We start from the raw sequence: 23,864 nt of genomic DNA, 5'->3' as shown, positions 1-23,864 counted from the left end.
ATAGCCGCACCTGTCCGTCAACAATGGTCAGAGCCGCCACGAAGGATTTCCTCCGTGGCGGCTCTGACCACGACTAGGTCAGGAAGGCACGCACCGTGTCGGTGATGGTCGGCCAGTCCGCGGCGAACTCGTAGAAGTGGTGATCGGCCTGGCTCTCGATCAGCTCGGCCCCGGAGATCCCGGCGAGCAGTGCCTCGGCGTGGGCGAACGGCACCGCACCGTCGCGACGGCTGGCGATCACCAGGGCCGGCTGGGTGACCTGCGCGGTGAGGTCGTCGCGGGGGCGCAGGTCGTTGCAGAAGCCGGCGCCGGAGCGCATCCGGGAGAAGAGCCAGACCAACTGGGTACGCTGCGCCGGGGTCAACTCGGCGAGCACCTGGTCCGCCGGGCCGGTGGCCAGGCCGGCGAACAGTTGCCGCAGGCCACGCTCCGGTGAGCGGCGCAGCAGTGAACGCATCCCGCCCCACGTCACGCCCTCGGTGCGGGGCGAGAACATCAGCCCCGCCAGCAGGCGGGTACGGCGGTCCGGATAGGGCAGCGGCCCCACCGCAGCCTGTGTGATCAGCCGCTGCACCAGGTCCGGATGACGGGCCGCGAAGGCCACCGCGGTCGGCCCGCCCGCGGAGATGCCGACCGCCGCCGTGACCCGCTCGATGCCCAGGTGCCGGCACAGGTCGGCGGTCACGTCGGCGAAGCCGGGCACGGTCGTCCCGGTGGTGACCGGGGTGCGGCCGTACCCAGGACGCGACGGCGCCAGCACGGTGACGTCCGCCTCGGCGTAGACCCGCTCGTCCAGGGCCAGACCAGCGCGCATGTGACCACCGTGAAACACCACGACGACCACGTCCCCGCGCTGGTCCAACCGATACTCCACCGGGCCGGCGGACAGGGTCACGGTGGTCGTCGGCCGCTCCGTAATGGAGGTCATCAGACGAGGTTAGAGCAGCCGGACCGCGCCGTCGGCTCCGCATTCTGCCCACGGCAGAGATCCTTGGCCGCGCCGCGCCGCCGCTGCTTGGCTGGACGCCATGGAGACACTGGTTCTGGGCGGGACGGCGTGGCTGGGGCGGGAGGTGGCCCGGCAGGCCGTCGACCGGGGACATGCCGTCACCTGCCTGGCCCGTGGAGACAGCGGAGCGGTGCCGGACGGCGCGGTCCTTGTCGCCGCGGACCGCAGCGACCCGACAGCGTACGACGTGCTGCGCGACCGTGACTGGGACGCCGTCATCGAGGTGTCGTGGCAGCCGGGCTTCGTCCGGCAGGCCCTGAGTGCGCTGGGCGGCCGGGCCCGGCACTGGAGCTACGTCTCGTCGGTAAGCGCCTACGCCAGCCATGACACACCCGGCGCCGACGAGTCGGCGGCCACGCTTTCGGCAACGATGCGGGAGGTGGTCGACCGTGCGGAGTACGGCGAGGCCAAGGTGGCCTGCGAGCAACTCTCCGCCTCCGAGGTGGGAGACCGGTTGCTGGTGGCCCGAGCCGGGTTGATCGGTGGCCCCGGCGACCACACCGATCGCTCCGGCTACTGGGTGGCCCGGGCCGCCCGCGCCCCCGAGGCGCCGATGCTGGTACCCCGTACCCCCGATCTGCCCACGCAGGTGGTCGACGTGCGCGATCTGGCCGCCTGGCTGCTGGACAGCGCCGCAGCCGGCAGGGTCGGCACGTTCAACGCGCTCGGCCCGGTGGTGCCCTTCGGTGAATGGGTCGCCCTATGCCGCGCCGTCGGCGGGCACACCGGTCCGGTGGTCGACGCCGACGCCGACTGGCTGGTGGCCCGGGGCGTAGCCCAGTACATGGGCCCGGAGTCGCTGCCGATGTGGCTTGTCGAACCGGGCTGGTCCGGCTGGTCGGCGCGCAGCGGCGCGGCAGCCGTCGACGCCGGGCTGCGCCACCGGCCACGCCCAGACCTGCTGGCGGACACCCTTGCCTGGGAGCGGGAGGCCGGACTGCACCGCGACCGGCGCGCCGGCCTGAGCGCCAGCCGAGAGGCCGAGCTGCTCGACGCCCTGAGCCGGGCGAGCGCCCCCGGTCAGACTGCCAGGGGCTGCGACGGACAAACGCTGTAGCTGGCCGAGGAGGCGACAACATCAGGGATGTTGTCGTGTCAAGCCACCGCGAGGCAGCAACATCCCTGTAGTTGTACGGCCCGGCGAACGCCCCTCCGCCTCTTCCCGCACCCCGCCCTGGCGCAGCCGAAGCACCGGACTTACCTCCCGCCGGGACGAGTCATCGTGACTGGACTACCGGCGCGAATCCGTCTCCATTGTCCGCTCACGTTGGCAACGGCCGCCGGCTGCGCTCGCTCTCGGCGGGGCCACCTTGGCGAGGTAGCGGCTTACGGAGGATGTAGTTGAGACCGAACTCGGTATCGCTGGTGCGGACGTCGACGTAGCCCAGCCGGTGGTAGAAGCCGTGCCCGGTGATGCTGGCGCCGGTTTCCATGTGGTCGAACCCGTCCGCCGCCGCGAGTTCCTCGACGTGCCCAATCAGCCGGCGGCCGACGCCGCGACCGATCGCCCCCGGATGCACGAACATCGTGAAAACCTTGTTGCCGTCGCGGGACACCGTGCCGACGACCTCGTCCCACTCGGCGACGAATACCTGACGTTCCATTGCCAGTTGCGCCAACCGCTCGGCGGTGAAGTGGGCGCACATCCGCTCGATGAGCTCTGCCACCGCCGAGGCGTCGTCCTGCCGGAACAACCGCACCCGCGTCACGCGGCCATTCTGCCTCGGTGGCGCCGCGACGAAGGACCCGTCTGAGTCAGGCCCGACGGGTGAGCGGGGCGACGAACGCGCGCCACGCGGACGGGGCGAAGGTCAGCGCCGGGCCGGTCGGGTCCTTCGAGTCGCGGACACCGACGACGCCGGGAAGATTGTCGGCAACCTCAACGCAGTTGCCGCCGCTCGCGCCGCTGCGGGTGCTCTTGCGCCACCGGGCGTCACTGAGGTCCATGATGGCTCTCTACTTCCTTCAACAGGTCGATGGACTGCCGGCGTGGTAGCGCCTCGTTCCGGACACTTTCCCACCTCGCTTGAAGCGTAGCCACGTCGTCATCCTTGTCAACGACATCTCCGCCGAGCTGATTTTCGAGATGGCCGACCCAGACGCCCTCCCCGATACGCGCCAATGCGAACGGCCCAGACAGCCCGACGTGCAGACCGCCTCCAAGCGGGATGACGTGAATGTGCACGTGCGGAAGCTCTGCTTGTGCGATCAGGTGGGCGACTTGCTGGGCCATGATGCCGCCGAGGCCGTCGCCGGTACGGCGAAGCGCTGCCTCGTCCAGCACGGCGACGAATTGCGGCGGGCGTTCGCCGGTCAGGATCGCTTGCCTGTCGATACGCGTCCTGACGCGCTGCTCGACGTCGTCATCGGTCAGGCTGTCCACAGTCCGCAATACCGCCCGGGCATAGTGCTCCACCTGCAACAGGCCCGGGATCAGGTTGGGCTCGAAGTAGCGGAGCTGCGTCGCACCGCGCTCGGCGTCGAGCCACGGCAGGAACCACGACGGTGTGCCGAGCTTCGCCGCCAGCCGCTCGAACAGGCCACCGTTGCCCAGCGCGCGGTCGGCGCCTCGGGCGAAGTCCAACGTCAGCGCCCGGGTACCGCCCTCGACAGCGCTGACGTGGGAGGCGCTGAAACCGGCGCCGCGCCCGAATGCCTCTTGCGTCATGCCGGCCGTGCCCCGTGCCCGGCGGATCTCGCCAACGATGAAGGCCGCCACGGGTTCTGGCATGTCACGCATTCAGGGCTCCCCACACTGAAGGTCAACTACCCACGTCGCCACGGAGTCGGCGGCCGTTTCGCCAGCTCAGCCCGGACGCCGGAAGCACCTTCCGAGAGTAGCGGTCTGCACAGCAGAGTGTCACCAGCGGAACCGCAGGCGTGGCACGGCCCATCGGCGGGACCAGCACGGGGCCGCCCGACGGGCGAGCACTCTCGGGCGGCCCTCCCCAACTCCGTGTCGACTGAGGAGGCCCCGCCGTGCCTGTTCCGAAGCCCACGAGCGCCGTACCCGCCCGGCCCGATCGTCGCCATGTCTGGTGATGCGGGAGGACGGTACGCCTCGGGTCGCTCCCGGCGTGTACCTGCTGGACCGGGCGGCCTCCCCGCAGTTCGCCAGCCCGATACTGGTGCGGGTGATCCGCGAGCTGCCAGACCGGCACCCGCCGTACGCCTGGACCTGGGTCGACTGCTACCAGCTCGATCGGCACGGCGACGCGACGGAGAAGCGGCAGTTGTTCGTGATGCCGCAGGGGATGCGTCCGGTACGCCTGGCACCGGTCCCCTACGCCACGCGTCGGCGCCCGCCCCACCCCGCCGCGCGGGCGGGAGGGTGAGCAGCGGCCCGGTCGAGCACGTCGCGTCCCGTCCCACGTGGCGCTGCCGGGCCTGCGGGATCGCCTGGCCCTGTTCCCCGGCGAAGCTGCGTCTGCTCGCCGAGTACCGCGACAACATGCCCGGCCTGATGGTCTATCTGGTGACCTTGCGCGAGGAGGCCGCCGAGCAGCTCGCCGGGCTGGGCGGCAGTGAGCCGCCGACCGACCTGCACCGCCGGTTCACCGACTGGGTTCCGGCACGGTCCCGATGAGCCGCCCGCCCCGGGTCCGCGCACTCCCCCGACGCGGGCCCGGGGCGGGCTCCACCGCTCGGGCTCAGCTGAGATCGGCGGGGTGGCCGAGTTCCTGGGAGATCTGGTTCGCGGTGTCGAGCAGGAGAGGAAGGCTGTCCCTGAGCTTGTCGAGGTTGGCGATGACCTCGATGGCGGTCATCGAGGCGGCGGCGATGACCCGTCCGCGTGAGTCCCTGATCGGTGCGGCCACGCACATGACGTACGTGTCGTGTTCGCCGTCGTCGACGGCCCAGCCCTGGTCCCGGATGCGGACGAGTTCGGCGTCGAGCGACTCGCGGTCGGCGTACGTGGTGGGGGTGAATCGTTCGAAGACGACGTGGGAGAGGAGGCGGTCGCGTTCCTCCGTCGGCAGGTACGCCAGGATGGTCTTGCCGACGGCGCTCGCGTAGATCGACACCGCGCGCCCGATCCGCGACGGCAGCTTGACCGCGTCGAAGGCCGGGCTGTCGACCTTGTCGATATAGATGATCTCGTCCCCGGTCAGCTGCGCCAGGTGCACGGTGTGGCCGGTCTCGCGCTGGAGCGCACGCAGGGGCGCGGCGGCGAACTGGCGCAGGTCCATCGAGCCCAACGCGAGTTCCGACAGTTCGATGATGCCGCTGCCGAGCACGTACGTCCCGGCACCGGTCCGGCGGACGAAGCGCGCCGATTCGAGCGTCTGGAGGATCCGCAGGGCCGTGGACTTGTGGACCCTCAGAACCTCTGCCGCATCGGTGAGGGACAGCGGATGCTCCGCGGCACGGCGGATCAGATCGACCGCACGGCGAATCGATTGCGACAAGGTGGCGTCTCCCTCCACGCGGCGACCCACACGATCGCCTGTTGCATCATATGCAATGACCGCCGCTCCAGGCGCAACTAGACGTTGACACCGTTGCATATAACGCTACGATCGTTGCAGATTCCAGCTCGACGACTCTGACCTGCTACAGGGGAGCGACGATGAGCAAGGAGCCCTGGTTCGGCAGTGCCGCCGAGGCGTTGCCCGACGACGCCGAGGACAGCGTCCTCGTCGGGCGGATCTGGGATCCGTCCGTCGACGGCCCCTCCCCGGTGACCGTCCGCGACGGCAGAGTCATCGACCTCAGCCGCCGGTTCCCGACCGTTCGGGACATCTGCGAACTGCCCGAACCCGCCAAGACCGTGGCCGGGTTGGACGGGCCACGGGTCGGGCGCTTCGACGAACTGCTGGCCAACACCGATGCCACGAACCGGGACCGGAGCCGGCCCTGGCTGCTCGCCCCGGTCGACCTGCAAGCGCTCAAGGCCGCCGGCGTGACCTTTCCCGTGTCGATGATCGAACGCGTCATCGAGGAGCGGGCCCGGGGGGACCTGACCCTCGCGGCGGACATCCGTGGCCGGATGCTCGCCGACATCGGTGCCGACCTGCACAGCCTGGTCCCCGGCTCGGTCGAGGCGGAGCGGCTCAAGACCGCGCTGGTCGCGGAGGGCGTCTGGAGTCAGTACCTGGAGGTGGGGATCGGGCCGGACGCCGAGATCTTCACCAAGGGTCAGCCCCTGTCCGCCGTCGGCACCGCCGTCCCGGTCGGCGTCCTCGCCGCCTCGACCTGGAACAACCCGGAGCCCGAGGTGGCGCTCATCGTCCAGTCCAGCGGTCGGATCGTCGGCGCCACCCTGGGCAACGACGTGAACCTGCGGGACGTCGAGGGTCGCTCCGCGCTGCTGCTCCCCCGGGCCAAGGACAACAACGCCTCATGCGCCCTGGGTCCGTTGATCCGGCTGTTCGACGACCGCTTTCCGCCCGGTCGGGTACGCGATTTGGAGGTGGGTCTCCGGGTCCACGGGGTGGACGACTTTCACCTGGCGGCGACCTCGGAGATGGCGCGGATGTCACGCGACCCGGCGGAGCTGGTGCGGCAGATGATCGGCCCGCACCACCAGTATCCCGACGGCGCCGTCCTGATGCTCGGCACCATGTTCGCCCCCACCCAGGACCGCGAACGCCCGGGTGACGGCTTCACCCACAAGGTCGACGACGTGGTGCGGATCAGCTGCCCGGCGCTCGGCAGCCTGGTCAACCGGGTGCGGCACGCGGAGCAGTGCGAGCCGTGGCGGTTCGGCGTCCGCGATCTCATGAGCAATCTGGCGAGGAGAGACCTGCTGTGAAAGTCACCACCACCGATCCGCGCGACGGCCGGCAACACCCGACGGATCTCACCGAGACGGACGAGGCCGGTGTGGCGACGATCGCCGGCCAGGCGTCCCGAGCGGCACAGTGGCTGTTCGACCTGGGCAGGACGGGCAGGGCGCGGCTGCTGGACGCGGTCGCCAGCTCCCTGGAGTCCCGTCGTGCGGATCTCGTCGCGACGGCGGACGCGGAGACCGGGCTGGGTCAGGCGCGACTCGACTCGGAGCTGACCCGGGCGGCGATCCAGTTCCGGATGTTCGCGGCGGTGCTGCGCGACGGTGGGTACCTGGAGGCGGCCATCGACCACGCCGCCGACACGCCCCTCGGACCCGGCCCGGACGTGCGACGGATGCTCGTGCCCCTCGGGCCGGTGGCCGTCTTCGGGGCCAGCAACTTCCCGTTCGCCTTCTCCGTCGCCGGAGGCGACACCGCCTCGGCGCTGGCCGCCGGCTGTCCCACGGTGGTGAAGGCTCACCCGTCCCATCCGCTGACGTCGCGTGCCTCCGCCGACGCGATCGAGTCGGCCGTGCGCGACCTGGGCGGGCCCGACGGTGTGCTCGCGGCCGTGTACGGAGAGCAGGCCGGCCGTTCGCTCGTCCGCCAGCCAGCGATCCGGGCCGCCGCCCTCACCGGCTCCGTCGGTGCTGCCCGCGCCATCCAGGCGGCCATCGACGAACGCGTCGACCCCGTTCCGCTGTACGCCGAACTGAGCAGCGTGAACCCGATCGTCGTTCTGCCCGACGCGGCGGCCGGCCGGGGGGACCAGATCGCCGACGGGCTGTTCACCTCCTTCACCGCCTCGGGCGGTCAGCTCTGCACCAAGCCGGGGCTGGCGTTCCTTCCGGCGGACCCGGGCGGAGACCGCCTGGTCGACACGCTCCGGGGCAAGGTCGCCTCCGCCGGCGGAATGGTCCTGCTGAACCAGCGCATCCGGGACGCGTACGACAGCGGGGCCACCGCGTTGGAGAAGGCCGGCGCCCGCCTCGTCGCACAACCCCGGATCGACGCCGACGCGGGTTTCACGGTGGCGCCGACGCTGCTGGAGGTCGACCTGCCGGGCCTGACCGCCGAGATCGCCGACGAGTGCTTCGGCCCGCTCATGGTCGTGGTCCGCTACCGCGACGTCGCCGACCTCGACGCCGCGCTGGCGACCGTACCGCCGTCACTCACCGGATCCCTCCACAGCGGACCCGGCGACGACACCGAAGCCGTACGCGGGCTGGTCGACGTCCTCACCGCCCGCTCGGGTCGGATCGTCTTCGACGGCTATCCCACAGGTGTCCGGGTGTCGTGGGCCCAGCACCACGGTGGCCCCTGGCCGTCGACGAACGCCGTGCACACCTCGGTGGGCGCCACCTCGATCCGGCGGTTCCTGCGCCCGCTGGCCTGGCAGAACGCCCCGGAGTGGATTCTCCCCGAGGAGTTGCGAGACGAGTACACCGCGATCCCCCGCCGAGTCGATGGGAGGTGGGTGCCAGGAATCGACCCGCAGCTCTGATGTCGACGCATGGAGCCTCGCGCACCGAGCCCGAAGGGAACCACGTCAATGACGACGACACGAAAACTCGCCACGGTGGCGATGCTCGCCGCCGCGACCGGCCTGGCCGCCTGCTCCTCGGACGACGGCGGCAGCGACGCGAGCAACTGCACCAACACCATCACCAAGCAGGACCTGCCGGTGGTCACGATGTGGGCCTGGTATCCCAACATGCAACTGGTCGTGGACAACTTCAACAAGGCCAACGACGAGGTCCAGGTCTGCTGGACCAACGTCGGGCAGGGCGGCGACCAGTACGACAAGTTCCAGACGGCCATCTCGGCGGGCACCGGCGCGCCCGATGTGGTCATGGTCGAGATGGACCGGATCCCGACCTTCCAGATCCAGGACGCGCTCGTCGACATCAGCGGGTACGGCCTGGACGCGGTCCGGGCCAACTACGGCGAGGGCGCCTGGAAGGACGTCTCGGTCGGCGACGCGGTCTACGGCGTACCGGTAGACGGCGGCCCGCTGGCGATGATCTACCGCAAGGACATCTTCGACAAGTACGACATCACCCCGCCGAAGACCTGGGCCGAGTACGAGCAGGCCGCGCAGCAGGTGAAGGACGCCGGTGGACCTCTCTTCGGCGACCTCGGCGCGAACGTCCCGGCGCTGATGATGGCGCTACAGATCCAGAAGGGCGCGGCCCCGTTCACCTACGATCCCGCCCAGCCGGAGTCGATCGGGGTACGGCTGAACGACCAGGCCTCCAAGGACGTGCTGGAGTACTGGGGCGGTCTGGTACGCAAGGGCCTGGTCGGGACGCAGGACCAGTTCACCCCGGAGTACATCTCCGGGGTGATCAACGGCAACTACGCGACCTACATCTCGGCCGCCTGGGCGCCCGGCTACCTGACCGGCGCGGGCGTCGGTCAGGGCGCGGACACCGGCACGTTCGCGGTGGCGCCGCTGCCGCAGTGGGATCCGAACAGTCCGGTCCAGGTGAACTGGGGCGGGTCGGCCTTCTCCGTCTCCAGCCAGTCGAAACAGCCGGAACTCGCCGCCAAGGCCGCCTACGGCCTCTACGCCGACCAGGAATCGCTCACCGACGGCTGGACCAACCAGATCATCTTCCCGCTCAACCTGACCGCGCTCAACGATCCCGAGTTCGTCGACCTCAAGGTGGAGTTCTTCGACGGCCAGCAGGCCAACAAGGAGGTGTACGTCCCCGCCGCCGACGCATACCAGGGCGTGGTGTACAGCCCCTTCGGTCAGTACTACTACGACGCCATGACCAAGCAGATCAGCGAGATGAGCGCCGGCTCCATCACCGGATCGCAGGCTGCTGACCGGCTCCAGGAAGACGTGACGAAGCACGCCACCGAACAGGGATTCACCGTTCAGTGACCGACCGGGTGGGCCGTGCCGTCCTCCCCCGGCCGGCCCACCCTCCACCCAGCGGCCCTCGTCCCGGAGCCCGAGATGACATCGTTGATCGAGAAGCGCACACCGCGTACCCACGATGAGAGGCGCAAGACCCGCGGCAAGACGCGCCGCCGGGAGCACCTGACCGGGTGGCTGTTCGTCGGGCCGTTCGGGGTCGTCTTCCTCGCCTTCCTCATCGCCCCGCTGGGGTACGCGCTGTACCTGAGCCTGTTCCAGAAGAAGCTGATCGGCGGAACCAGCTTCGTCCTGTTCGACAACTACGTGAAGGCGTTCACCGACCCGAGCTTCCTGTCCGGAGCGTGGTTCGTCATCCGCTTCGCGCTCGTCGCCATCCCGGTCCAGATCGCCGTAGCGCTGGCCATGGCGCTCATCCTGGACGCGGTGACCTCCCTGTTCACCCGCTTCTCCCGCCTGATGATCTTCCTGCCGTACGCGATCCCCACGGTCATCGGGGCGGTGATGTGGGGGTTCCTGTACAGCCGGAGCTTCGGCCCGCTCACCGACGTCTTCGGGTTCTTCGGCGCCACCGCGCCCGACTTCCTCAGCAGCAACCTGATCTTCTACGGCCTGTTGAACATCGTCACCTGGCAGTGGGCCGGCTACTACATGATCATCCTGTACGCGGCCCTCCAGGGCATCGACCCGACGCTCTACGAGGCCGCCCGCATGGACGGTGCCGGACGGTGGCAGGTCGCCCGGCGGATCAAGATTCCGTTGATCGCGCCCGCGCTGATCCTGATCCTGGTCTTCTCGCTGATCGGCACCCTGCAGTTCTTCAACGAGCCACAGATCCTGCGGTACCTCGCGGCGGGCACGATCGGGCCGGACTTCACGCCCAACATGTACGCGTACCAACAGGCGTTCGGGCTGGCCAACTTCAACTACGGGTCGGCGATCTCGTTCGCCCTCGGCGGAGTCGTCTTCATCTGCGTCTACGCCTTCCTGTTCCTCACCCGCAAGCGGAGGAGCTTCCTCTGATGTCCGAGAGCGCCAGCGCCAGCGCCGGCCACCGCCGAGCGCAACGCCACCTTCCGCTGCAGATCCTGCTCGGCTTCCTGGTGATCTACTTTCTCGTGCCGTTCTGGTGGGTCGTCGTCAACAGCTCGAAGGACGCGCCGGGCCTGTTCGGCGGCGGCAACACCCTCTGGTTCGCCGACCAGGTCGACTACCTCGGCAACCTCAGGCAGTTGTTCACCTACGACGGGGGCATCTACCTGCGGTGGCTGCTCAACTCCACGCTGTACGCGCTCGCCGGTGGAATCGGCGCGACCGTCCTGGCGGTCATGGCCGGTTACGGGTTCGCCAAGTACCGGTTCGCCGCCCGGCGCTTCAGCTTCGCGGTCGTGCTCGGCGCGCTGATGGTGCCCGCCACCGCCCTGGTCATCCCGACCTTCATCATGTTCGCCCGGCTCGGCCTGACGAACACGGTCTGGGCCGTGATCCTCCCGTCGCTGCTCAACCCGTTCGGTGTCTACCTGATGCACGTGTACGCGCGCGACGCGGTGCCCGACGAGATCCTGGACGCGGCGCGGGCCGACGGCGCGGGCGAGATACGGACGTTCCTCCAGATCGCCCTCCCGCTGATGCGTCCCGCGGTGGTCACCGTCCTGCTGCTGTCCGCCGTCGCGTCCTGGAACAACTACTTCCTTCCGCTGGCCATGCTCTCCGACAACCGACTCTTCCCGGTCACCGTCGGTCTCGGCCTCTGGCAGGGGGTCGCCTCCGCGAACAACGCGGGCGGCACCTCCCTGTGGAGCCTGATCATCCTGGGCGCCCTGGTGTCGGTCATTCCACTGATCATCGCGTTCTTCAGCCTGCAACGACACTGGCGCGGCGGACTGTCCGTCGGGGGCCTCAGGTAGCTCGCCACCGCCAGCTGATCAGCAGCTTGTCCCCTCGACCGCCGCGCACCGCGCGGCCAGACCGTTGACAGGAAGGTGTGCCGATGTCGATGACGAGTCGACCGCTGCGCAGCGGACAGTGGTTCGGTGCCGACGGCCGCAACGGCTTCATCCATCGATCCTGGATGCGCAACCAGGGGTTCGCCGACGACGTCTTCGACGGCCGCCCGGTGATCGGCATCGCCACCACCTGGTCGGAGCTGACTCCGTGCAACGCCCACCTGCGCGAGCTGGCCGAATCGGTGAAGCGTGGCATCTGGGAGAGCGGCGGCCTGCCGCTGGAGTTTCCCGCGATGAGCCTCGGTGAACCACTCATGCGGCCCACCACCATGCTCTACCGCAACCTGCTGGCGATGGAGGCGGAGGAGCTGATCCGGGCCAACCCGCTCGACGGCGTGGTGCTGCTCTCCGGCTGCGACAAGACCACACCCGGCCTGCTGATGGGTGCGGCAAGCGTCGACCTGCCGACCCTGTTGATCACCGGCGGGCCGATGCTCAACGGCAAGTTCCGTGGCCAGGACATCGGATCCGGCACCGCCGTCTGGCGCTTCACCGAGGATCTGCGCGCCGGTCGGGTGACCGCGGCCGACTGCGCCGAGGCTGAGGTCTGCATGTCCCGCAGCCGGGGTCACTGTATGACCATGGGCACCGCCTCCACGATGGCCTGCGTGACCGAGGCGTTGGGTGTGCAACTGCCGGGCGCCGCCGCGGTTCCGGCGGTCGACTCACGACGGTACGCGCTCGCCCACGCCGCCGGACGGCGCATCGTCGACATGGTCGACCAGGACCAGCGCCTGTCCACGGTGCTCACCCGTCAGGCGTTCGAGAACGCCATCCGGGTCAACGCCGCGATCGGTGGCTCCACCAACGCCGTGGTGCATCTGCTCGCCATCGCCGGCCGCGTCGGTGTGCCCCTGTCGCTGGAGGACTTCGACACCCTCACCGGTGACGTGCCCATGCTGGTCAACCTGATGCCGTCCGGGACGTACCTGATGGAGGACTTCGCGTACGCCGGTGGGGTGCCGGCGGTGATGGCGGAGATCGCCCCGCTGCTGCACCTGGACCAGATCACGGTCAGTGGGAAGAGCGTGGCCGACAACATCGACGGTGTCCAGTGTTGGAACCGGCAGGTCATCGGCACCCTCGCCGAACCCTTCCAACCCGCCGGATCGGGCACCGTCGTGCTGCGTGGGTCGCTCGCGCCGTCCGGGGCGGTGCTGAAGGTCTCCGCCGCCTCGGCTCACCTGCTCACGCACACCGGGCCGGCGCTGGTCTTCGACCGGATCGAGGAGTACGCCGTCGCCGCCGACGACCCGGATCTCGACGTCACGCCCGACACCGTCATCGTGGTGCGCAACGCCGGGCCACGCGGCTACCCGGGCTTCCCCGAGGTGGGCAACGTGCCCATGCCACGACGGCTGCTCGCCGACGGCGTCACCGACATGGTGCGGATCTCCGACGCCCGGATGAGCGGCACCGGGTACGGCACCTGTGTCCTGCACGCGGCACCGGAGGCGTCGGTGGGCGGCCCGCTCGCGCTGGTGCGCACCGGCGACCTGGTGCACCTCGACGTCCCGACGCGCCGCCTGGACCTGCTGGTCGACGAGGCCGAACTCGCCGCACGCCGCGCCGCCTGGCAGCCGCCGCGGCCGGTCGCGGATCGCGGCTGGGTACGCCTGTACAGCGAGCACGTCCAGCAGGCCGACCAGGGTGCCGACCTGGACTTCCTGGTCGGTGGCAGCGGCAGTTCGGTGCCTCGGCACTCGCACTGACTCCGGCACCCACCGGGCGCGTCTGTCGCTGTCACCCCGACAGATGCACCCGGTGACGCCGGTCAGTCGGCGAGGGTGCCGGCGGCGCGGCCCTCGTGCGGCGTCAGGTTGCGCCCCGACGGCAGCGGCCTTCGGCGGCGGATGTCGGTGCCGACCGGCATGATCGGCGAATGATCGCACGCTTCAGGGACCTCTGCCTCGACGCCACCGACGCGCACGCCCTCGGCGGGTTCTGGGCCCGAATCCTGGACGGGAAGCTGGCCGACACCGGTGACGGCGACACCCGGGTCGATTCGCCCACCGGTGTCGGTGCCGAGTCGATCTGGGTCAACCGGGTGCCCGAACGACGTACCGTCAAGACCCGGGTACATCTCGACCTGCGGTTGGCCGAGGCGAGCCCAACGGCGCTGCTGGAAGCCGGCGCGCGGCTGGTCCGCGAGCCGGACTCGGAGATCAGCTGGTGGGTGCTGGCGGACCCCGACGGCAACCTGTTCTGCGCGTTCGCCCCCCGTGACGACACCCGCCCGGGGCCGTTCGAGTTGGTGGTGGACTCCGCCGACCCGACCGCCCAGGCCACCTGGTGGGCCGGCGTCGTCGGCGGCGAGGTCCAGGTCAGCGAGGAGGGGGACGCCTCGGTCACCGGCGCGGCCGGCTTTCCCTGGGACCACTGGGTCTTCGACCCGGTTTCCGAGCGCAAGAGCGTCAAGAACCGGATGCACTGGGACGTCGACCTCGCCGCCCCCGGACCGTCCGCGCTGATCAGGGCCGGGGCCACCCTGCTGCGGGAGCCGGACGACGCGGTGTCCTGGTGGGTGCTGGCCGACCCGGAGGGCAACGAATTCTGCGCCTTCCCGCCACGGGACTGACCGGCCGGTGCTACCGGGCAACCGTCAGGTGGACTAGCGTTTAACAAGCTCCGCAGCCAGCGCGTACGCCGTCGCCGTCGATACGCCCCCGGCCGACCCCGACCCGCCCGATCGGTTGGTTCTCGCGGGAACAGCCCCTCACCGGTTACCGGTTGGGCATGATCGTCCCCAACGAGGAGGTGCCGCCGTGGTGCAGGACACCCGCGCTCTCACCCTGACATTCGAGGTGAGCGGCCTGCCACCGGTCAAGACCGAAGCGCTGTCCATCTTCGCCGCCGGGCATCGGCAGGCGACGAGGGTACGCGCCCTGTTGCAGGCCGCCTGCGCGGCCGCGCAGGAGACCGGCTGGACCCCGCTGTCCGGCCCGATCGAGATCGACCTGACCCTGCGCTGCCCGCCCGGGCACCGCACCTCCGACGCCAGCACGCTGCTGGGTGGGGTGTGCGCGGTGCTCCAGGACAAGAAGCGGCTTTCCAGCATCGGGCTGGCCCACCTCGGCGTGCTCGTCGACGTCGCACTCTACGACGACGACAAGCAGATCCGCCGGCTGTCCTACCAGGAACAGCCAGCCGAGGAGTTCTCGTACCAGGTGCGCGTCGCGGCCGTACCGGGCGGGGTTTGACCGACGGCAGCGGTGGGGTACCGCAGCCGCCGACGAAGGGAGCGTCAATGTCGGAGCCGCACGTCACGCTGGATCCTCACGACCCGGTGCAGGAGAAGCTGCGCGGGCCACTGGAGGAGCAGCTGACCTCTGCCCTGCAGGTGGCCGCCGACCGGGTGCGCGACAGCTATGCCGGTGAGCCGGTGGAGCAGGTCTGCCAGCGGTTGCTCGACGAGACCCGCGTCGGCCTGCACCCCGACATCGCGGCCGGTTTCGAACCGGACATGGACGAGTTGTGCCGGGTGGCGGTCGCCATCGTGCGCGGCGAGACCACCTGACGGACCCAGCACTTCGCCCCGACCTGGTCCGGGTCAGGACCGGACCCGCCAGCTCCGGTCCTGACCCCGTCCGGGTGTGGACGGCGGGTTTTGCTGAGCGCCGTCCGGCGGAGCGGCCAGCCCCAGCATGGCGACCGACCCGCCCGCACTCAGCTCCACGGTGCCCCACGTCCGGACAACGACGCGCGGCCCGCCCCAAGGGGGAACCGCGACGCCGCGGCCGAGGCTAGGCAGCGCCACCGCCAGCGAACAAGCCCACTCGGGCCCGTACCCGCACTATTCCCAGCAACGTGCAATCCCGGCAGTGCGGCGTAACATCTCACTGACCTCCGACGCTTATCGGCGTCGAGCGGGCGTCGAGCGGGTCCGTCGCCTCCGATCGTGATGATCAGAAATGGTGCAGCAGGTCGGGGAAGGCATCCAGGTGCAGCACACCGGCGTCCGCCGGATCCAGCTCGTCATGCTCCAGCACCCAGGTGTTCGCGTTCGGGATGAACACCGCGTTCCAGCCGGCGGCCCGGGCGGGCAGGATGTCCGAGCGTGGCGAGTTGCCGATCATCCAGGCACGGCCCGGGTCCAGGGCGTGCCGCCCGGCCAGCCACCGGTAGGTCTCGACGTTCTTCTCCGCCACGATGTGCGCGGCGGAGAAGTGGTGCAACAGCCCGCAGGCGTCCAATTTGCGCTGCTGCTCCTCGCGCTCGCCCTTGGTCAGCAGCAGCAGCTCGTGCCGGCCGGCCAACTCGTCCAGGGCGTCGGCCACCCCCGGCATCAGCTCGACCTGGTGCGTCACCAGGGCCACCGCCAGCTCCTCGATCTGCCGGCGCTCCGCCTCGGTGGCCGGACGCTGGCGCAGCCGTTCCAGGCAATCCCGCAGGCTGCGCAGGAAGACCTTGCTGCCGTACCCGTGGGTGACGGCGTTGGCCCGCTCGATGTCGTCGAGCACGACCCGTAGCTGCACCCGGTCCAGCGTGGGATGGTCCACCCACTCCAGGAAGTCGTCGATCACCCGCTCGAACACGACGTTGTTCTCCCAGAGGGTGTCGTCGGCGTCGAAGACCAGCACCCGTCCCGGCTCGATGGCTGCCCCACGCGTCACCACGCGGACTCTAGGCGAACCGGCACACGGCGGGCCACCGGATAACCGGGGAACCTGATCGGCTCAGGCCGGTGCGAAGACCACCCGGGAGCGGACCCGGCGGAAGCCGGTCCGCTCCAGCTCCGCCACCACCGCCACCCGGTGCGCGTCCACGTCGGCGACCACCTCGTACGCCCCGTCGGCGGCCAGCGCCGCGACCGCGTCGGCCAGCAGTTCACCCAGCACCGACTCGTCCAGCAGGCCGAGGTAGGCGATCATCGGGAAACAGGCGTCGGCCGTCGGCCCCGCCAGCCCCACCGGTTCGTCGCCGTGCAGTGCGACGCGCCAGTTGCCGAACGGCGTACCGGTCAACCAGGCCAGCGGATCGCGGGCCAGGTCCACTCCGGCCACCGCCCGGGCGGTCTCGGCACCGGTCAGCACGACCGGCTCGGCGATCCGGGCCGCCAGCGCCTCGATCTCCGCAGGGTCCTCGGCGGGGCGGAAGGAGAACCGGCCGGACGCAACCGGCAACGGTCCACCCGCCCAACTGAGCCGCAGCCGCTCCCCCCGCTCGACCAGTCCCGCGAGCCGGGCGGCGGCCATCGTCGCCTCGGCGACCGCCCGCGCCTCGGGTTGCCGACGCCAGTACGCCGGCAGCGCCGCGTGGTAGACCTTCGGGCCGCCCAGCGCGTCATGTGCGGCGCGCAGCAACGCGGCACCGATCTCCGACGCAGTGCCGACCGGCCCCGCCGTGCCGACCGGCCCGACGGAATCGACCGGCCGCGTCGGGTCGACCAGCCGCACGGTGTCGACCGACCCGGCTGCGTCGGCCGGCCGCGCGGCACCGGCGAACGGCCTGAGATCCAGGTCGAACCGTTCCAGCCACGGCTCACCGACGGAACCGGGCAGCAGCAGCCAGGCGGCGCGACCCACCACCCGGTCGCGGCGCAGCGCGATGAAGGTGCGCTCCGGCTGGTAGCCGCCACCGGCGATCCCGTCGGCGTAGCTGATCTGCCGCAGTTGCGGCAGCGGGTCGGGCATCGAGTCGAACAGTTTCTCCTCGCCCGCGACGAGCGGGCGGACGACCAGATCGGTCATGGCAGATCCTCCGGGACAGCGATGCCCCGGGTCAGATCCGCGTGGACGCCGGGCCGCGGACGGGGCGCAGAACATCGGACATTGTTCTGACCTCCTCTCCACTCGATCGGCGTGTCAGCGAACCTACGCCCCCGCCCCACCCCCCGCAACCCCGGCCCCGGGTGGGTCAGGAAGGCGGGTGGTGGAAGAGGTTGGTGCCGAGGAGGTGTTCGCGGTGGTCCTGGGTCTCGGGGCGCAGTCGGCCGCCCCGGGTGAGCATCACCATGCCGTGCAGCAGGCTCCAGCCCAGCTCGGCGAGGATGTCGGCGTCCCGGCCGGCGGCCAGTGCCGTCAGCGCGGTGCGCAGTTCACCGAAGGTGGCCGCGACCGTCTCGGGCACCTGCTCCGCACCGAGGGTCAGCTCCGGCGTGTGGGCGAACATCGCGTCGTAGACCTCGGGATTGGCGTACGCGAAGTCCAGGTAGGCCGCCATCACCGCCGGCCAGATCGCCGTCGGGCGGTCGACCGCCGTACGCGCGGCGAGCAGTGCGGCGGCCAGGTCGGCGAAGCCGCGCACCGCGACGGCGGCCACCACCGCGTCCCGATCGGCGAAGCGCCGGTAGAGGGCACCGAGGTCGACGTCGGCGCGTTCGGCGAGCCGGCGGGTGGTCACCGCGGCCAGGCCCTCGGCCTCGGCCAGCTGCCAGGCGGTGGTGACGATGGCATCGCCGTCCTGCCCGGCGCCTGGTTCGTCTGCTCCGGACACGCCGCCGATGCTAGCTCCACGTCACGCAGGGTCACCTGGTCGCGACGGATTGGCGACTGTAGGCGGCAGCCCGGTCAGCGGCGCAGGGTGAGGATGAGGTCGGCGACCAGCGCGGTCCAGCCCGTCTGGTGCCAGGCCCCCAGGCCGGCGCCGTTGTCGCCGTGGAAGTACTCCGGGAACGCGATCAGGTCACGCCAGTCCGGGTGGGTCTGGAACAACTGCGCCGCACCGTAGATCGGCCGGCGACCCCAACCGTCGCGGGTGAACAACGCGATCAGCCGGGCCGACAGGTCGTCGGCGATCTCGTCGAGGGTCTTCTTCACCCCGGAGCGGGTCGGATACTCCACCTGGAGGTCGTCGCCGAAGAACGCGGCATAGTCCCGCAACGCGCTGATGAGCAGGAAGTTGGTCGGCATCCAGATCGGACCGCGCCAGTTGGAGTTGCCGCCGAACAGGCCGCTCGTCGACTCGGCGGGTTCGTAGCCGACGCAGAACTCCTGCCCGCCCAGGGTCACCGCGAACGGCTTGTCCAGGTGAGCGCGGGACAGCGTACGCAGCCCGTACTCGGAGAGGAACTCGTCGGTGTCCAGCATCCGGGCGAGCAGCCGCACCACCTGCTCCGGGCCGCACATGGACAGCAGCCGTTGCTGTCGACCGTCCGGGCCGAGCCGCCGCGCGCCGATCACCGAGGCGTACTCGGGCCGGTTGGTGAGGAACCAGCGCAGCCGGGCGCCCAACTCGGGCAGCCGGTGCAGGGTTCGCGCGGTCAGTCGGGTCACCGCGGCCAGCGGCAGCAGACCCACCACCGAGCGGACCTTCAACGGCACCTTCGTGCCGTCGGCCAGCCGCAGCACGTCGTAGAAGAAGGCGTCCTCGTCGTCCCACAGCCCCTGGTCGTACGCGGCCGCGGCGATGTAGGCGAAATGTTCGAAGAACTTCGTCGCGGTGTCCACCCAGGTGCGGTCGTGCTCGGCCAGCACGATGGCGATGTCCAGCAGGTTGAGCGCGTACATCGCCATCCAGCCGGTGCCGTCGGACTGCTCCAGCACCCCGGCCACCGGCAGCGCCGCCGAGCGGTCGAACGGTCCGACGTTGTCCAGCCCGAGGAACCCGCCCTCGAAGACGTTGTTGCCACCGGTGTCCTTGCGGTTGACCCACCAGGTGAAGTTCATCAGCAGCTTGTGCATCATCCGGGCCAGGAAGTCGTGGTCCCGGCTGCCGTCGATCGTCTGCCGGTCGTCGCACACGCCCGCCATGCCGTCCTCGGACCACCGGTAGGCTCGGGACCGCGCATGGTCGTGGGGAAAGTAGTCCCAGGCGGTGCCGTGCTCGCTGTAGTCCTCCCGTACCGTCCCCCACGCCCTCTCCGACAGATAAGGACCCCATGCGCGCCAGTCCTGCTCCCCGGCATCGGCCTGGGCGAGCCGGATGCGCTCGACGTCGGGGGCAGAGGGCGAACCGTCAGTGATCACCTGAACATCTTCGACGCCGCCGCGGTGCTTAACCACAGCGGCCATTGTCGTCATGTCGTGTTACGCCTCGCCGCCGTGGAGGAAAGTTGATCGAGATTAGCTACGGTTCGCAGGTCTGCGGCGAGCTGACCAGCGCCGCTGGCCGCGAGTGGCTGGTACCCGACGGCCTCGGCGGGTACGCCATGGGCACGGTCGCCGGCTTGCGTACCCGTCGCTACCACGGGCTGCTGGTTATTCCGGGCGAGACTCCGGCTTCCCGAAAGGTGGGACTGGTAAGCCTCGATCCGGCGGTGCTGCTGCCCTCCGGCGCCCGGGTGCGCCTCGGCGCCCACGAGTGGGTCTCCGGCGACGTCGACCCGCGCGGCTTCGAGCTGCTGGAGCGCTTCGACCTGACCGACGGGCTGCCGCGCTGGCGGTGGCGCGTCGGCGACGTGGTGATCGAGCGGGAGCTGGCCATGCTGCCCGGTCGGTCCTGCGTGGCGGTGGTACACCGGCTGGTCAGCGGTGGTCCGGTCGAGCTGGAGCTGGCCGCCGCCTGCACCTGGCGGGACGCGCACGGCGAGCGACGCGGCGACGGACCGCCGCTGCGGATGGACCCGGTCGACGGTGGCGCGGTGATCGAGGCGGCGTACCGGCTGTCCGGCCCCGGCTGGTCGCCGCAGGGCCACTGGTGGCGGGGCGTGTACCACCGCGAGGAGGCGGCGCGGGGCCTGCACCCGGAGGAGGACCTGTGGTACGCGGGCCAGTTCCGCGACACCCTGCACCGTCCCGGCGACACGCTCTCGGTGCTGGCCTGGGCCACGGACGTGGAGCAGGAACCGCCGCCGGGGCCGCAGGTGGTGGCGGCGGCGCGGCACCGCAACCGGCAGGTGGTCGCGGCGGCGCGGCCGGCCGACGCGGTCGAGGCGACCCTGGTGCTCGCCGCCGACGCATTCGTGGTGCGGACCGCCACCGGGCCGGACGTGATGGCCGGCTATCCGTGGTTCGGCGCCTGGGCGCGGGACACGATGATCTCCTACGAGGGGCTCTTCCTGCGTACCGGACGGGCCGACCTGGGTCGTGAGCTGCTGCGCTCGTACGCGGCGACGCTGTCGGAGGGCATGCTGGCCAACACCGCCGATACCGGGCGGGTCGAATACAACACCGTGGACGGCACGTTGTGGTTCCTGCACGCGGCCAGCCGGCACGTCACCGTCACCGGCGACACCGACCTCGGCGACGACCTGCTGCCGGCGCTGCGGGCGGTGATCGACGCACACGTGGCCGGCACCCGCTACGGCATCGCCGTCGACCCGGTCGACGGACTGCTCACCTGCGGCGCCCCCGGGGCCGCTCTGACCTGGATGGACGCCCGGGTGTACGGAGTGCCGGTCACCCCGCGACACGGAAAGCCGGTCGAGGTCAACGCCCTGTGGGTCAACGGGGTGGCCGGGGTCGCCGAACTGGCCGAGCTGGCCGGGCAGGACGCCGACGGGCTGCACCGGCTACACGAGCGGGCGGTCAAGACGTTCCGGGAGCGGTTTCCCACCCCGGCCGGCTGGTTGCACGACGTGGTCGACGCGCCCGCGCCGGCATACCCGCTCGGTGGTGCGGCCCACCACGACGACGACCTGCTGCGCCCCAACCAGCTGCTGGCCTGGTCGTTGCCGTTCGCGCCGATGAAGCCGGATGCCGAGGCGCTGGGTCACCTCGGCGCGGGCCTGCTCACCCCGCTCGGCCCGCGCAGCCTGTCGCCCGACGGTCCCGGCTTCCTGGGCCGGCACCGGGGCGGACCGGCCGAGCGGGACACCGCGTACCACCAGGGCACGGTCTGGCCGTGGCTGATCGGCCCGTACGCCGACGCCGTCCGGCACGCCGGGCTGCCGGTCGACGACCTGTTCACCGGCCTGGAGGCGCACCTGAGCGAGTACGGCCTCGGCTCGGTCAGCGAGACCGCCGACGGTACCGCCCCGCACACCGCCACCGGGTGCCCCTTCCAGGCATGGTCGGTCGCCGAGTTGCTGCGCGTTCGCCGGTAGCGCTTTACACCCCCGCAACGGTTATGTCTCCGCCGGTTAGCCAGCTACGACCAGGATTGGTCCCGATCCGGCCGCAACGCGAACGCCACCCGTCAGGGGGCTTCCCAGGGGTGCGCGGAGACAACTCAAAGGGGCGCGTATGTCACCGAACGCCGACGTGATCGACATCAACCCCGCGCGCTCGCAGCGGGTGCTGATGCTGTCGTGGGAGTACCCGCCGGTGCTCGTGGGCGGCCTGGGTCGGCACGTGCACGCCCTGTCGGTGGCGCTGGTCGCCGCCGGTCACCACGTCACCGTCGTCACCCGCCACACCGACGACGCACCCCTGGAGGAATACGTCGACGGCGTACGCGTCGTCCGCGCCGCCGAAGACCCCGTCACCTTCCCCCTGGCCACCGGATCACTACTGGCCTGGACCATGGCCTTCAACCACACCCTCACCCGCGCCGCCCTCCGCGCCGCCGCCACCGAACACTACGACCTCATCCACGCCCACGACTGGCTCGTCGCCCACACCGCCATCACCCTGCGCGACCACCTCGACCTCCCCCTCGTCACCACCATCCACGCCACCGAAGCCGGCCGACACCAGGGCTGGCTACCCGACGAGATGAACCGCACCATCCACGGCGTCGAACACTGGCTCAGCAACGCCTCGAACCGGGTCATCGTCTGCTCCGGCTACATGCGTGATCAGGTCACCACGCTGTTCGGCGCCCCCGGGCACCACGTCGACGTGGTGCCCAACGGGGTCGACGACCGGGCCTGGCGGGCCCGGCCCCGCGCGGTCGCCTCGGCCCGCGCCCGCTTCGCCGGAGACGGGCCGCTGGTCGGGTACGCCGGCCGGCTGGTCTACGAGAAGGGCGTGCAGCACCTGGTCGACGCGGTGCCGAAGCTGCGCGCACGGCATCCCGGGCTACGGGTGCTGATCGCCGGGGACGGCCCCTACCGGGGCGAGTTGGAGGACCGGACCCGTCAGCTCGGGCTCGGCGGCACCGTCCGCTTCACCGGATTCCTCGACAACACCCAGTTGCCGGCGGTGCTCGGCGCCACCGACGCGACCGTGGTGCCCAGCCTCTACGAACCCTTCGGCATGGTGGCGCTGGAGGCCGCCGCAGCCGGGGCGCCGCTGGCCGTGGCCCGTACCGGTGGGCTCGCCGAGATCGTCGAACCGGGCGTCACCGGCGTCACCTTCCCGCACAGCGACCCGTCGGCGCTGGCCGGTGCCGTGGGGCAGCTCCTCGGCGACGAGGTCTTCGCCCGCCGGGTCGCTCGGCAGGCACGCAGCATGGTCGGTCGACGGTACGGCTGGGCGACCATCGCCGCCCGCACCGCCGACACGTACGCCGCGGCCCGCCGCGACCATGTCGCGCCGCAGCCCCGGCGCCTCGCCGAGCTGCCCGCGCGCCAGCAGACGATCGCCATACCGGACGGCAACCTCCTCGCGGTGGGAGGGGCCGCCTCCTGAGTGGACCTGTCGGATAGGTGAATCCCGATCCGCTGGTTAGGGTCTGTGTCGAAGTACCCGGTTCGACCGGGACATGAACGCAGACCCTGATGGTGTACGCCGGACCGCGGCGGATGGGAGAAACGTGCGAGCGGTGATCGCGGGCCGGTACCGGCTGCTCGATCTGGTCGGGCGCGGCGGGATGGGAACGGTCTGGCGGGCCGAGGACGCGTTGCTGCACCGCGAGGTGGCGATCAAGCAGGTGGTGCTGCCGGCCTGGCTCGGTGGTGACGAGCTCGACCAGTCGCGAGCCCGCACGCTGCGCGAGGCGCGTACCGCGGCGCGGCTCAACCATCCCAACGTGGTCCGGGTCTACGACGTGGTCTCCGAGGCCGACGTGCCATGGATCGTGATGGAGTACGTTCCGTCTCGGACCCTCCAGGACCTCCTCGACGCCGACGGGCCGCTGTCGCCGCAGCGGGCCGCTCGGATCGGTCTGTCGCTGCTGGACGCGTTGCGGGCGGCACACGAGGCCGGGGTGCTGCACCGCGACGTCAAGCCGGCGAACGTCCTCGTCGCCGACGACGGTCGGGTGCTGCTTACCGACTTCGGGTTGGCTGTCTTCGACGGTGGGGATCAGACGATGACCGGGACCGGCACCATCCTGGGCTCACCGCAGTACGTCGCGCCGGAGCGGGCCGCCGAAGGGGTGTCCAGCGAACGCGCCGACCTCTGGTCGCTCGGCGCCACGCTGCACGCCGCCGTCGAGGGCCGCGCCCCGTACGCCCGCAGCACCGCCATGGCGACGCTGAGCGCGCT

Annotated in this window: 23 protein-coding genes and 1 pseudogene; 15 read left to right on the top strand and 9 right to left on the bottom strand. The window is 70.8% G+C overall.

Annotation, left to right across the window (positions count from 1 at the left end):
- Positions 1-73 precede the first annotated feature (73 nt).
- A complete protein-coding gene (locus AC2CHE_RS18720; RefSeq protein WP_484506185.1) occupies positions 74-928 on the bottom strand; it encodes an alpha/beta fold hydrolase in 855 nt (284 codons plus the stop codon).
- Between the two features lie 100 nt (positions 929-1,028).
- Between AC2CHE_RS18720 and AC2CHE_RS18715 the strand changes: the two genes are divergently transcribed.
- The gene (locus tag AC2CHE_RS18715; protein WP_484506184.1) at positions 1,029-2,066 is read left to right on the top strand and encodes a Rossmann-fold NAD(P)-binding domain-containing protein; all 1,038 of its coding nucleotides are present in this window, start codon (positions 1,029-1,031) and stop codon (positions 2,064-2,066) included.
- A gap of 205 nt (positions 2,067-2,271) precedes the next feature.
- Here the strand turns inward: AC2CHE_RS18715 and AC2CHE_RS18710 are convergent, their stop codons facing one another.
- From AC2CHE_RS18710 to AC2CHE_RS18700, 3 genes are read right to left on the bottom strand one after another with little or no spacing between them, the layout of a single operon-like run.
- Positions 2,272-2,718, bottom strand: coding sequence for a GNAT family N-acetyltransferase (locus AC2CHE_RS18710; RefSeq protein ID WP_484506183.1), 447 nt, complete (start codon positions 2,716-2,718; stop codon positions 2,272-2,274).
- 46 nt (positions 2,719-2,764) lie between these two features.
- Positions 2,765-2,956, bottom strand: a complete 192-nt coding sequence (locus tag AC2CHE_RS18705; protein WP_484506182.1) for a DUF397 domain-containing protein — start codon at positions 2,954-2,956, stop codon at positions 2,765-2,767.
- Positions 2,943-3,749: a helix-turn-helix domain-containing protein gene (locus AC2CHE_RS18700; RefSeq protein ID WP_484506181.1), complete on the bottom strand. Its 807-nt coding sequence runs from the start codon at positions 3,747-3,749 to the stop codon at positions 2,943-2,945. The genes AC2CHE_RS18705 and AC2CHE_RS18700 overlap by 14 nt, the downstream gene beginning before the upstream one ends.
- 301 nt (positions 3,750-4,050) lie before the next feature.
- Here AC2CHE_RS18700 and AC2CHE_RS18695 point away from each other — a divergent pair, with 301 nt between their 5' ends.
- Positions 4,051-4,344: a hypothetical protein gene (locus tag AC2CHE_RS18695; protein ID WP_484506180.1), complete on the top strand. Its 294-nt coding sequence runs from the start codon at positions 4,051-4,053 to the stop codon at positions 4,342-4,344.
- On the top strand, positions 4,341-4,595 hold the full coding sequence (locus AC2CHE_RS18690; protein WP_484506179.1) for a flavin reductase: 255 nt from the start codon (positions 4,341-4,343) through the stop codon (positions 4,593-4,595). Before AC2CHE_RS18695 ends, AC2CHE_RS18690 begins: the two co-directional genes overlap by 4 nt.
- A gap of 64 nt (positions 4,596-4,659) precedes the next feature.
- Here the strand turns inward: AC2CHE_RS18690 and AC2CHE_RS18685 are convergent, their stop codons facing one another.
- A complete protein-coding gene (locus AC2CHE_RS18685) occupies positions 4,660-5,418 on the bottom strand; it encodes an IclR family transcriptional regulator (RefSeq protein ID WP_484506178.1) in 759 nt (252 codons plus the stop codon).
- A 161-nt stretch (positions 5,419-5,579) separates the two neighbouring features.
- Here AC2CHE_RS18685 and AC2CHE_RS18680 point away from each other — a divergent pair, with 161 nt between their 5' ends.
- From AC2CHE_RS18680 to AC2CHE_RS18640, 9 genes are all read left to right on the top strand, one after another.
- Complete coding sequence (locus tag AC2CHE_RS18680; protein ID WP_484506177.1) at positions 5,580-6,764, top strand: fumarylacetoacetate hydrolase family protein; 1,185 nt, start codon at positions 5,580-5,582, stop codon at positions 6,762-6,764.
- The gene (locus AC2CHE_RS18675) at positions 6,761-8,284 is read left to right on the top strand and encodes an aldehyde dehydrogenase (NADP(+)) (protein ID WP_484506176.1); all 1,524 of its coding nucleotides are present in this window, start codon (positions 6,761-6,763) and stop codon (positions 8,282-8,284) included. Before AC2CHE_RS18680 ends, AC2CHE_RS18675 begins: the two co-directional genes overlap by 4 nt.
- 48 nt (positions 8,285-8,332) lie before the next feature.
- Positions 8,333-9,673 (top strand): ABC transporter substrate-binding protein, encoded by a 1,341-nt coding sequence (locus tag AC2CHE_RS18670; RefSeq protein WP_484506175.1) that lies wholly within the window; start codon positions 8,333-8,335, stop codon positions 9,671-9,673.
- 75 nt (positions 9,674-9,748) lie between these two features.
- The gene (locus AC2CHE_RS18665) at positions 9,749-10,690 is read left to right on the top strand and encodes a carbohydrate ABC transporter permease (protein WP_484506174.1); all 942 of its coding nucleotides are present in this window, start codon (positions 9,749-9,751) and stop codon (positions 10,688-10,690) included.
- A complete protein-coding gene (locus tag AC2CHE_RS18660) occupies positions 10,690-11,574 on the top strand; it encodes a carbohydrate ABC transporter permease (RefSeq protein WP_484506173.1) in 885 nt (294 codons plus the stop codon). The genes AC2CHE_RS18665 and AC2CHE_RS18660 overlap by 1 nt, the downstream gene beginning before the upstream one ends.
- 83 nt (positions 11,575-11,657) lie before the next feature.
- Positions 11,658-13,385, top strand: coding sequence for an IlvD/Edd family dehydratase (locus tag AC2CHE_RS18655; protein ID WP_484506172.1), 1,728 nt, complete (start codon positions 11,658-11,660; stop codon positions 13,383-13,385).
- Positions 13,386-13,555: 170 nt separating this feature from the next.
- Positions 13,556-14,251: a VOC family protein gene (locus AC2CHE_RS18650; protein ID WP_484506171.1), complete on the top strand. Its 696-nt coding sequence runs from the start codon at positions 13,556-13,558 to the stop codon at positions 14,249-14,251.
- Positions 14,252-14,441: 190 nt separating this feature from the next.
- On the top strand, positions 14,442-14,873 hold the full coding sequence (locus AC2CHE_RS18645; protein WP_484506197.1) for a RusA family crossover junction endodeoxyribonuclease: 432 nt from the start codon (positions 14,442-14,444) through the stop codon (positions 14,871-14,873).
- Positions 14,874-14,920: 47 nt separating this feature from the next.
- The gene (locus AC2CHE_RS18640; protein ID WP_484506170.1) at positions 14,921-15,190 is read left to right on the top strand and encodes a hypothetical protein; all 270 of its coding nucleotides are present in this window, start codon (positions 14,921-14,923) and stop codon (positions 15,188-15,190) included.
- 388 nt (positions 15,191-15,578) lie between these two features.
- Here AC2CHE_RS18640 and AC2CHE_RS18635 read toward each other — a convergent pair whose 3' ends face one another.
- From AC2CHE_RS18635 to AC2CHE_RS18620, 4 genes and pseudogenes are all read right to left on the bottom strand, one after another.
- Positions 15,579-16,253 carry an HAD family hydrolase gene (locus tag AC2CHE_RS18635; RefSeq protein ID WP_484506196.1) on the bottom strand — a complete coding sequence of 225 codons (675 nt, stop codon included), beginning with the start codon at positions 16,251-16,253 and terminating at the stop codon, positions 15,579-15,581.
- 96 nt (positions 16,254-16,349) lie between these two features.
- Complete coding sequence (locus AC2CHE_RS18630) at positions 16,350-17,363, bottom strand: acetyltransferase (protein WP_484506169.1); 1,014 nt, start codon at positions 17,361-17,363, stop codon at positions 16,350-16,352.
- Between the two features lie 166 nt (positions 17,364-17,529).
- Entirely contained in the window at positions 17,530-18,108 is a 579-nt protein-coding gene (locus AC2CHE_RS18625; protein WP_484506168.1) for a TetR/AcrR family transcriptional regulator, read from the bottom strand.
- A 74-nt stretch (positions 18,109-18,182) separates the two neighbouring features.
- Positions 18,183-19,337 (bottom strand): annotated as a pseudogene (locus tag AC2CHE_RS18620) (trehalase domain-containing protein); the annotation flags it as partial.
- A gap of 329 nt (positions 19,338-19,666) precedes the next feature.
- On the opposite strand from AC2CHE_RS18620, the gene AC2CHE_RS18615 reads away from it, so the two are divergent.
- The 3 genes from AC2CHE_RS18615 to AC2CHE_RS18605 form a co-directional block, all read left to right on the top strand.
- Complete coding sequence (locus AC2CHE_RS18615; protein ID WP_484506167.1) at positions 19,667-21,598, top strand: amylo-alpha-1,6-glucosidase; 1,932 nt, start codon at positions 19,667-19,669, stop codon at positions 21,596-21,598.
- 139 nt (positions 21,599-21,737) lie between these two features.
- Positions 21,738-23,066: a glycosyltransferase family 4 protein gene (locus AC2CHE_RS18610; protein ID WP_484506166.1), complete on the top strand. Its 1,329-nt coding sequence runs from the start codon at positions 21,738-21,740 to the stop codon at positions 23,064-23,066.
- A 181-nt stretch (positions 23,067-23,247) separates the two neighbouring features.
- On the top strand, positions 23,248-23,864 hold a 617-nt coding region (locus AC2CHE_RS18605; RefSeq protein ID WP_484506195.1), incomplete at its 3' end, for a serine/threonine-protein kinase.

The sequence above is a fragment of the Micromonospora sp. ATLC16 genome (genome assembly GCF_057196645.1).
Note: the sequence above shows the minus strand (reverse complement) of the source record. Positions and strands in the feature narration are given on the sequence as shown.

Coding starts and splice junctions, on each gene's coding strand:
- AC2CHE_RS18720 (WP_484506185.1), bottom strand. CDS start 928: ATGACCTCCATTACGGAGCGGCCGACGACCACCGTGACCCTGTCCGCC.
- AC2CHE_RS18715 (WP_484506184.1), top strand. CDS start 1,029: ATGGAGACACTGGTTCTGGGCGGGACGGCGTGGCTGGGGCGGGAGGTG.
- AC2CHE_RS18705 (WP_484506182.1), bottom strand. CDS start 2,956: ATGGACCTCAGTGACGCCCGGTGGCGCAAGAGCACCCGCAGCGGCGCG.
- AC2CHE_RS18700 (WP_484506181.1), bottom strand. CDS start 3,749: ATGCGTGACATGCCAGAACCCGTGGCGGCCTTCATCGTTGGCGAGATC.
- AC2CHE_RS18695 (WP_484506180.1), top strand. CDS start 4,051: ATGCGGGAGGACGGTACGCCTCGGGTCGCTCCCGGCGTGTACCTGCTG.
- AC2CHE_RS18680 (WP_484506177.1), top strand. CDS start 5,580: ATGAGCAAGGAGCCCTGGTTCGGCAGTGCCGCCGAGGCGTTGCCCGAC.
- AC2CHE_RS18670 (WP_484506175.1), top strand. CDS start 8,333: ATGACGACGACACGAAAACTCGCCACGGTGGCGATGCTCGCCGCCGCG.
- AC2CHE_RS18665 (WP_484506174.1), top strand. CDS start 9,749: ATGACATCGTTGATCGAGAAGCGCACACCGCGTACCCACGATGAGAGG.
- AC2CHE_RS18660 (WP_484506173.1), top strand. CDS start 10,690: ATGTCCGAGAGCGCCAGCGCCAGCGCCGGCCACCGCCGAGCGCAACGC.
- AC2CHE_RS18655 (WP_484506172.1), top strand. CDS start 11,658: ATGTCGATGACGAGTCGACCGCTGCGCAGCGGACAGTGGTTCGGTGCC.
- AC2CHE_RS18650 (WP_484506171.1), top strand. CDS start 13,556: ATGATCGCACGCTTCAGGGACCTCTGCCTCGACGCCACCGACGCGCAC.
- AC2CHE_RS18640 (WP_484506170.1), top strand. CDS start 14,921: ATGTCGGAGCCGCACGTCACGCTGGATCCTCACGACCCGGTGCAGGAG.
- AC2CHE_RS18630 (WP_484506169.1), bottom strand. CDS start 17,363: ATGACCGATCTGGTCGTCCGCCCGCTCGTCGCGGGCGAGGAGAAACTG.
- AC2CHE_RS18610 (WP_484506166.1), top strand. CDS start 21,738: ATGTCACCGAACGCCGACGTGATCGACATCAACCCCGCGCGCTCGCAG.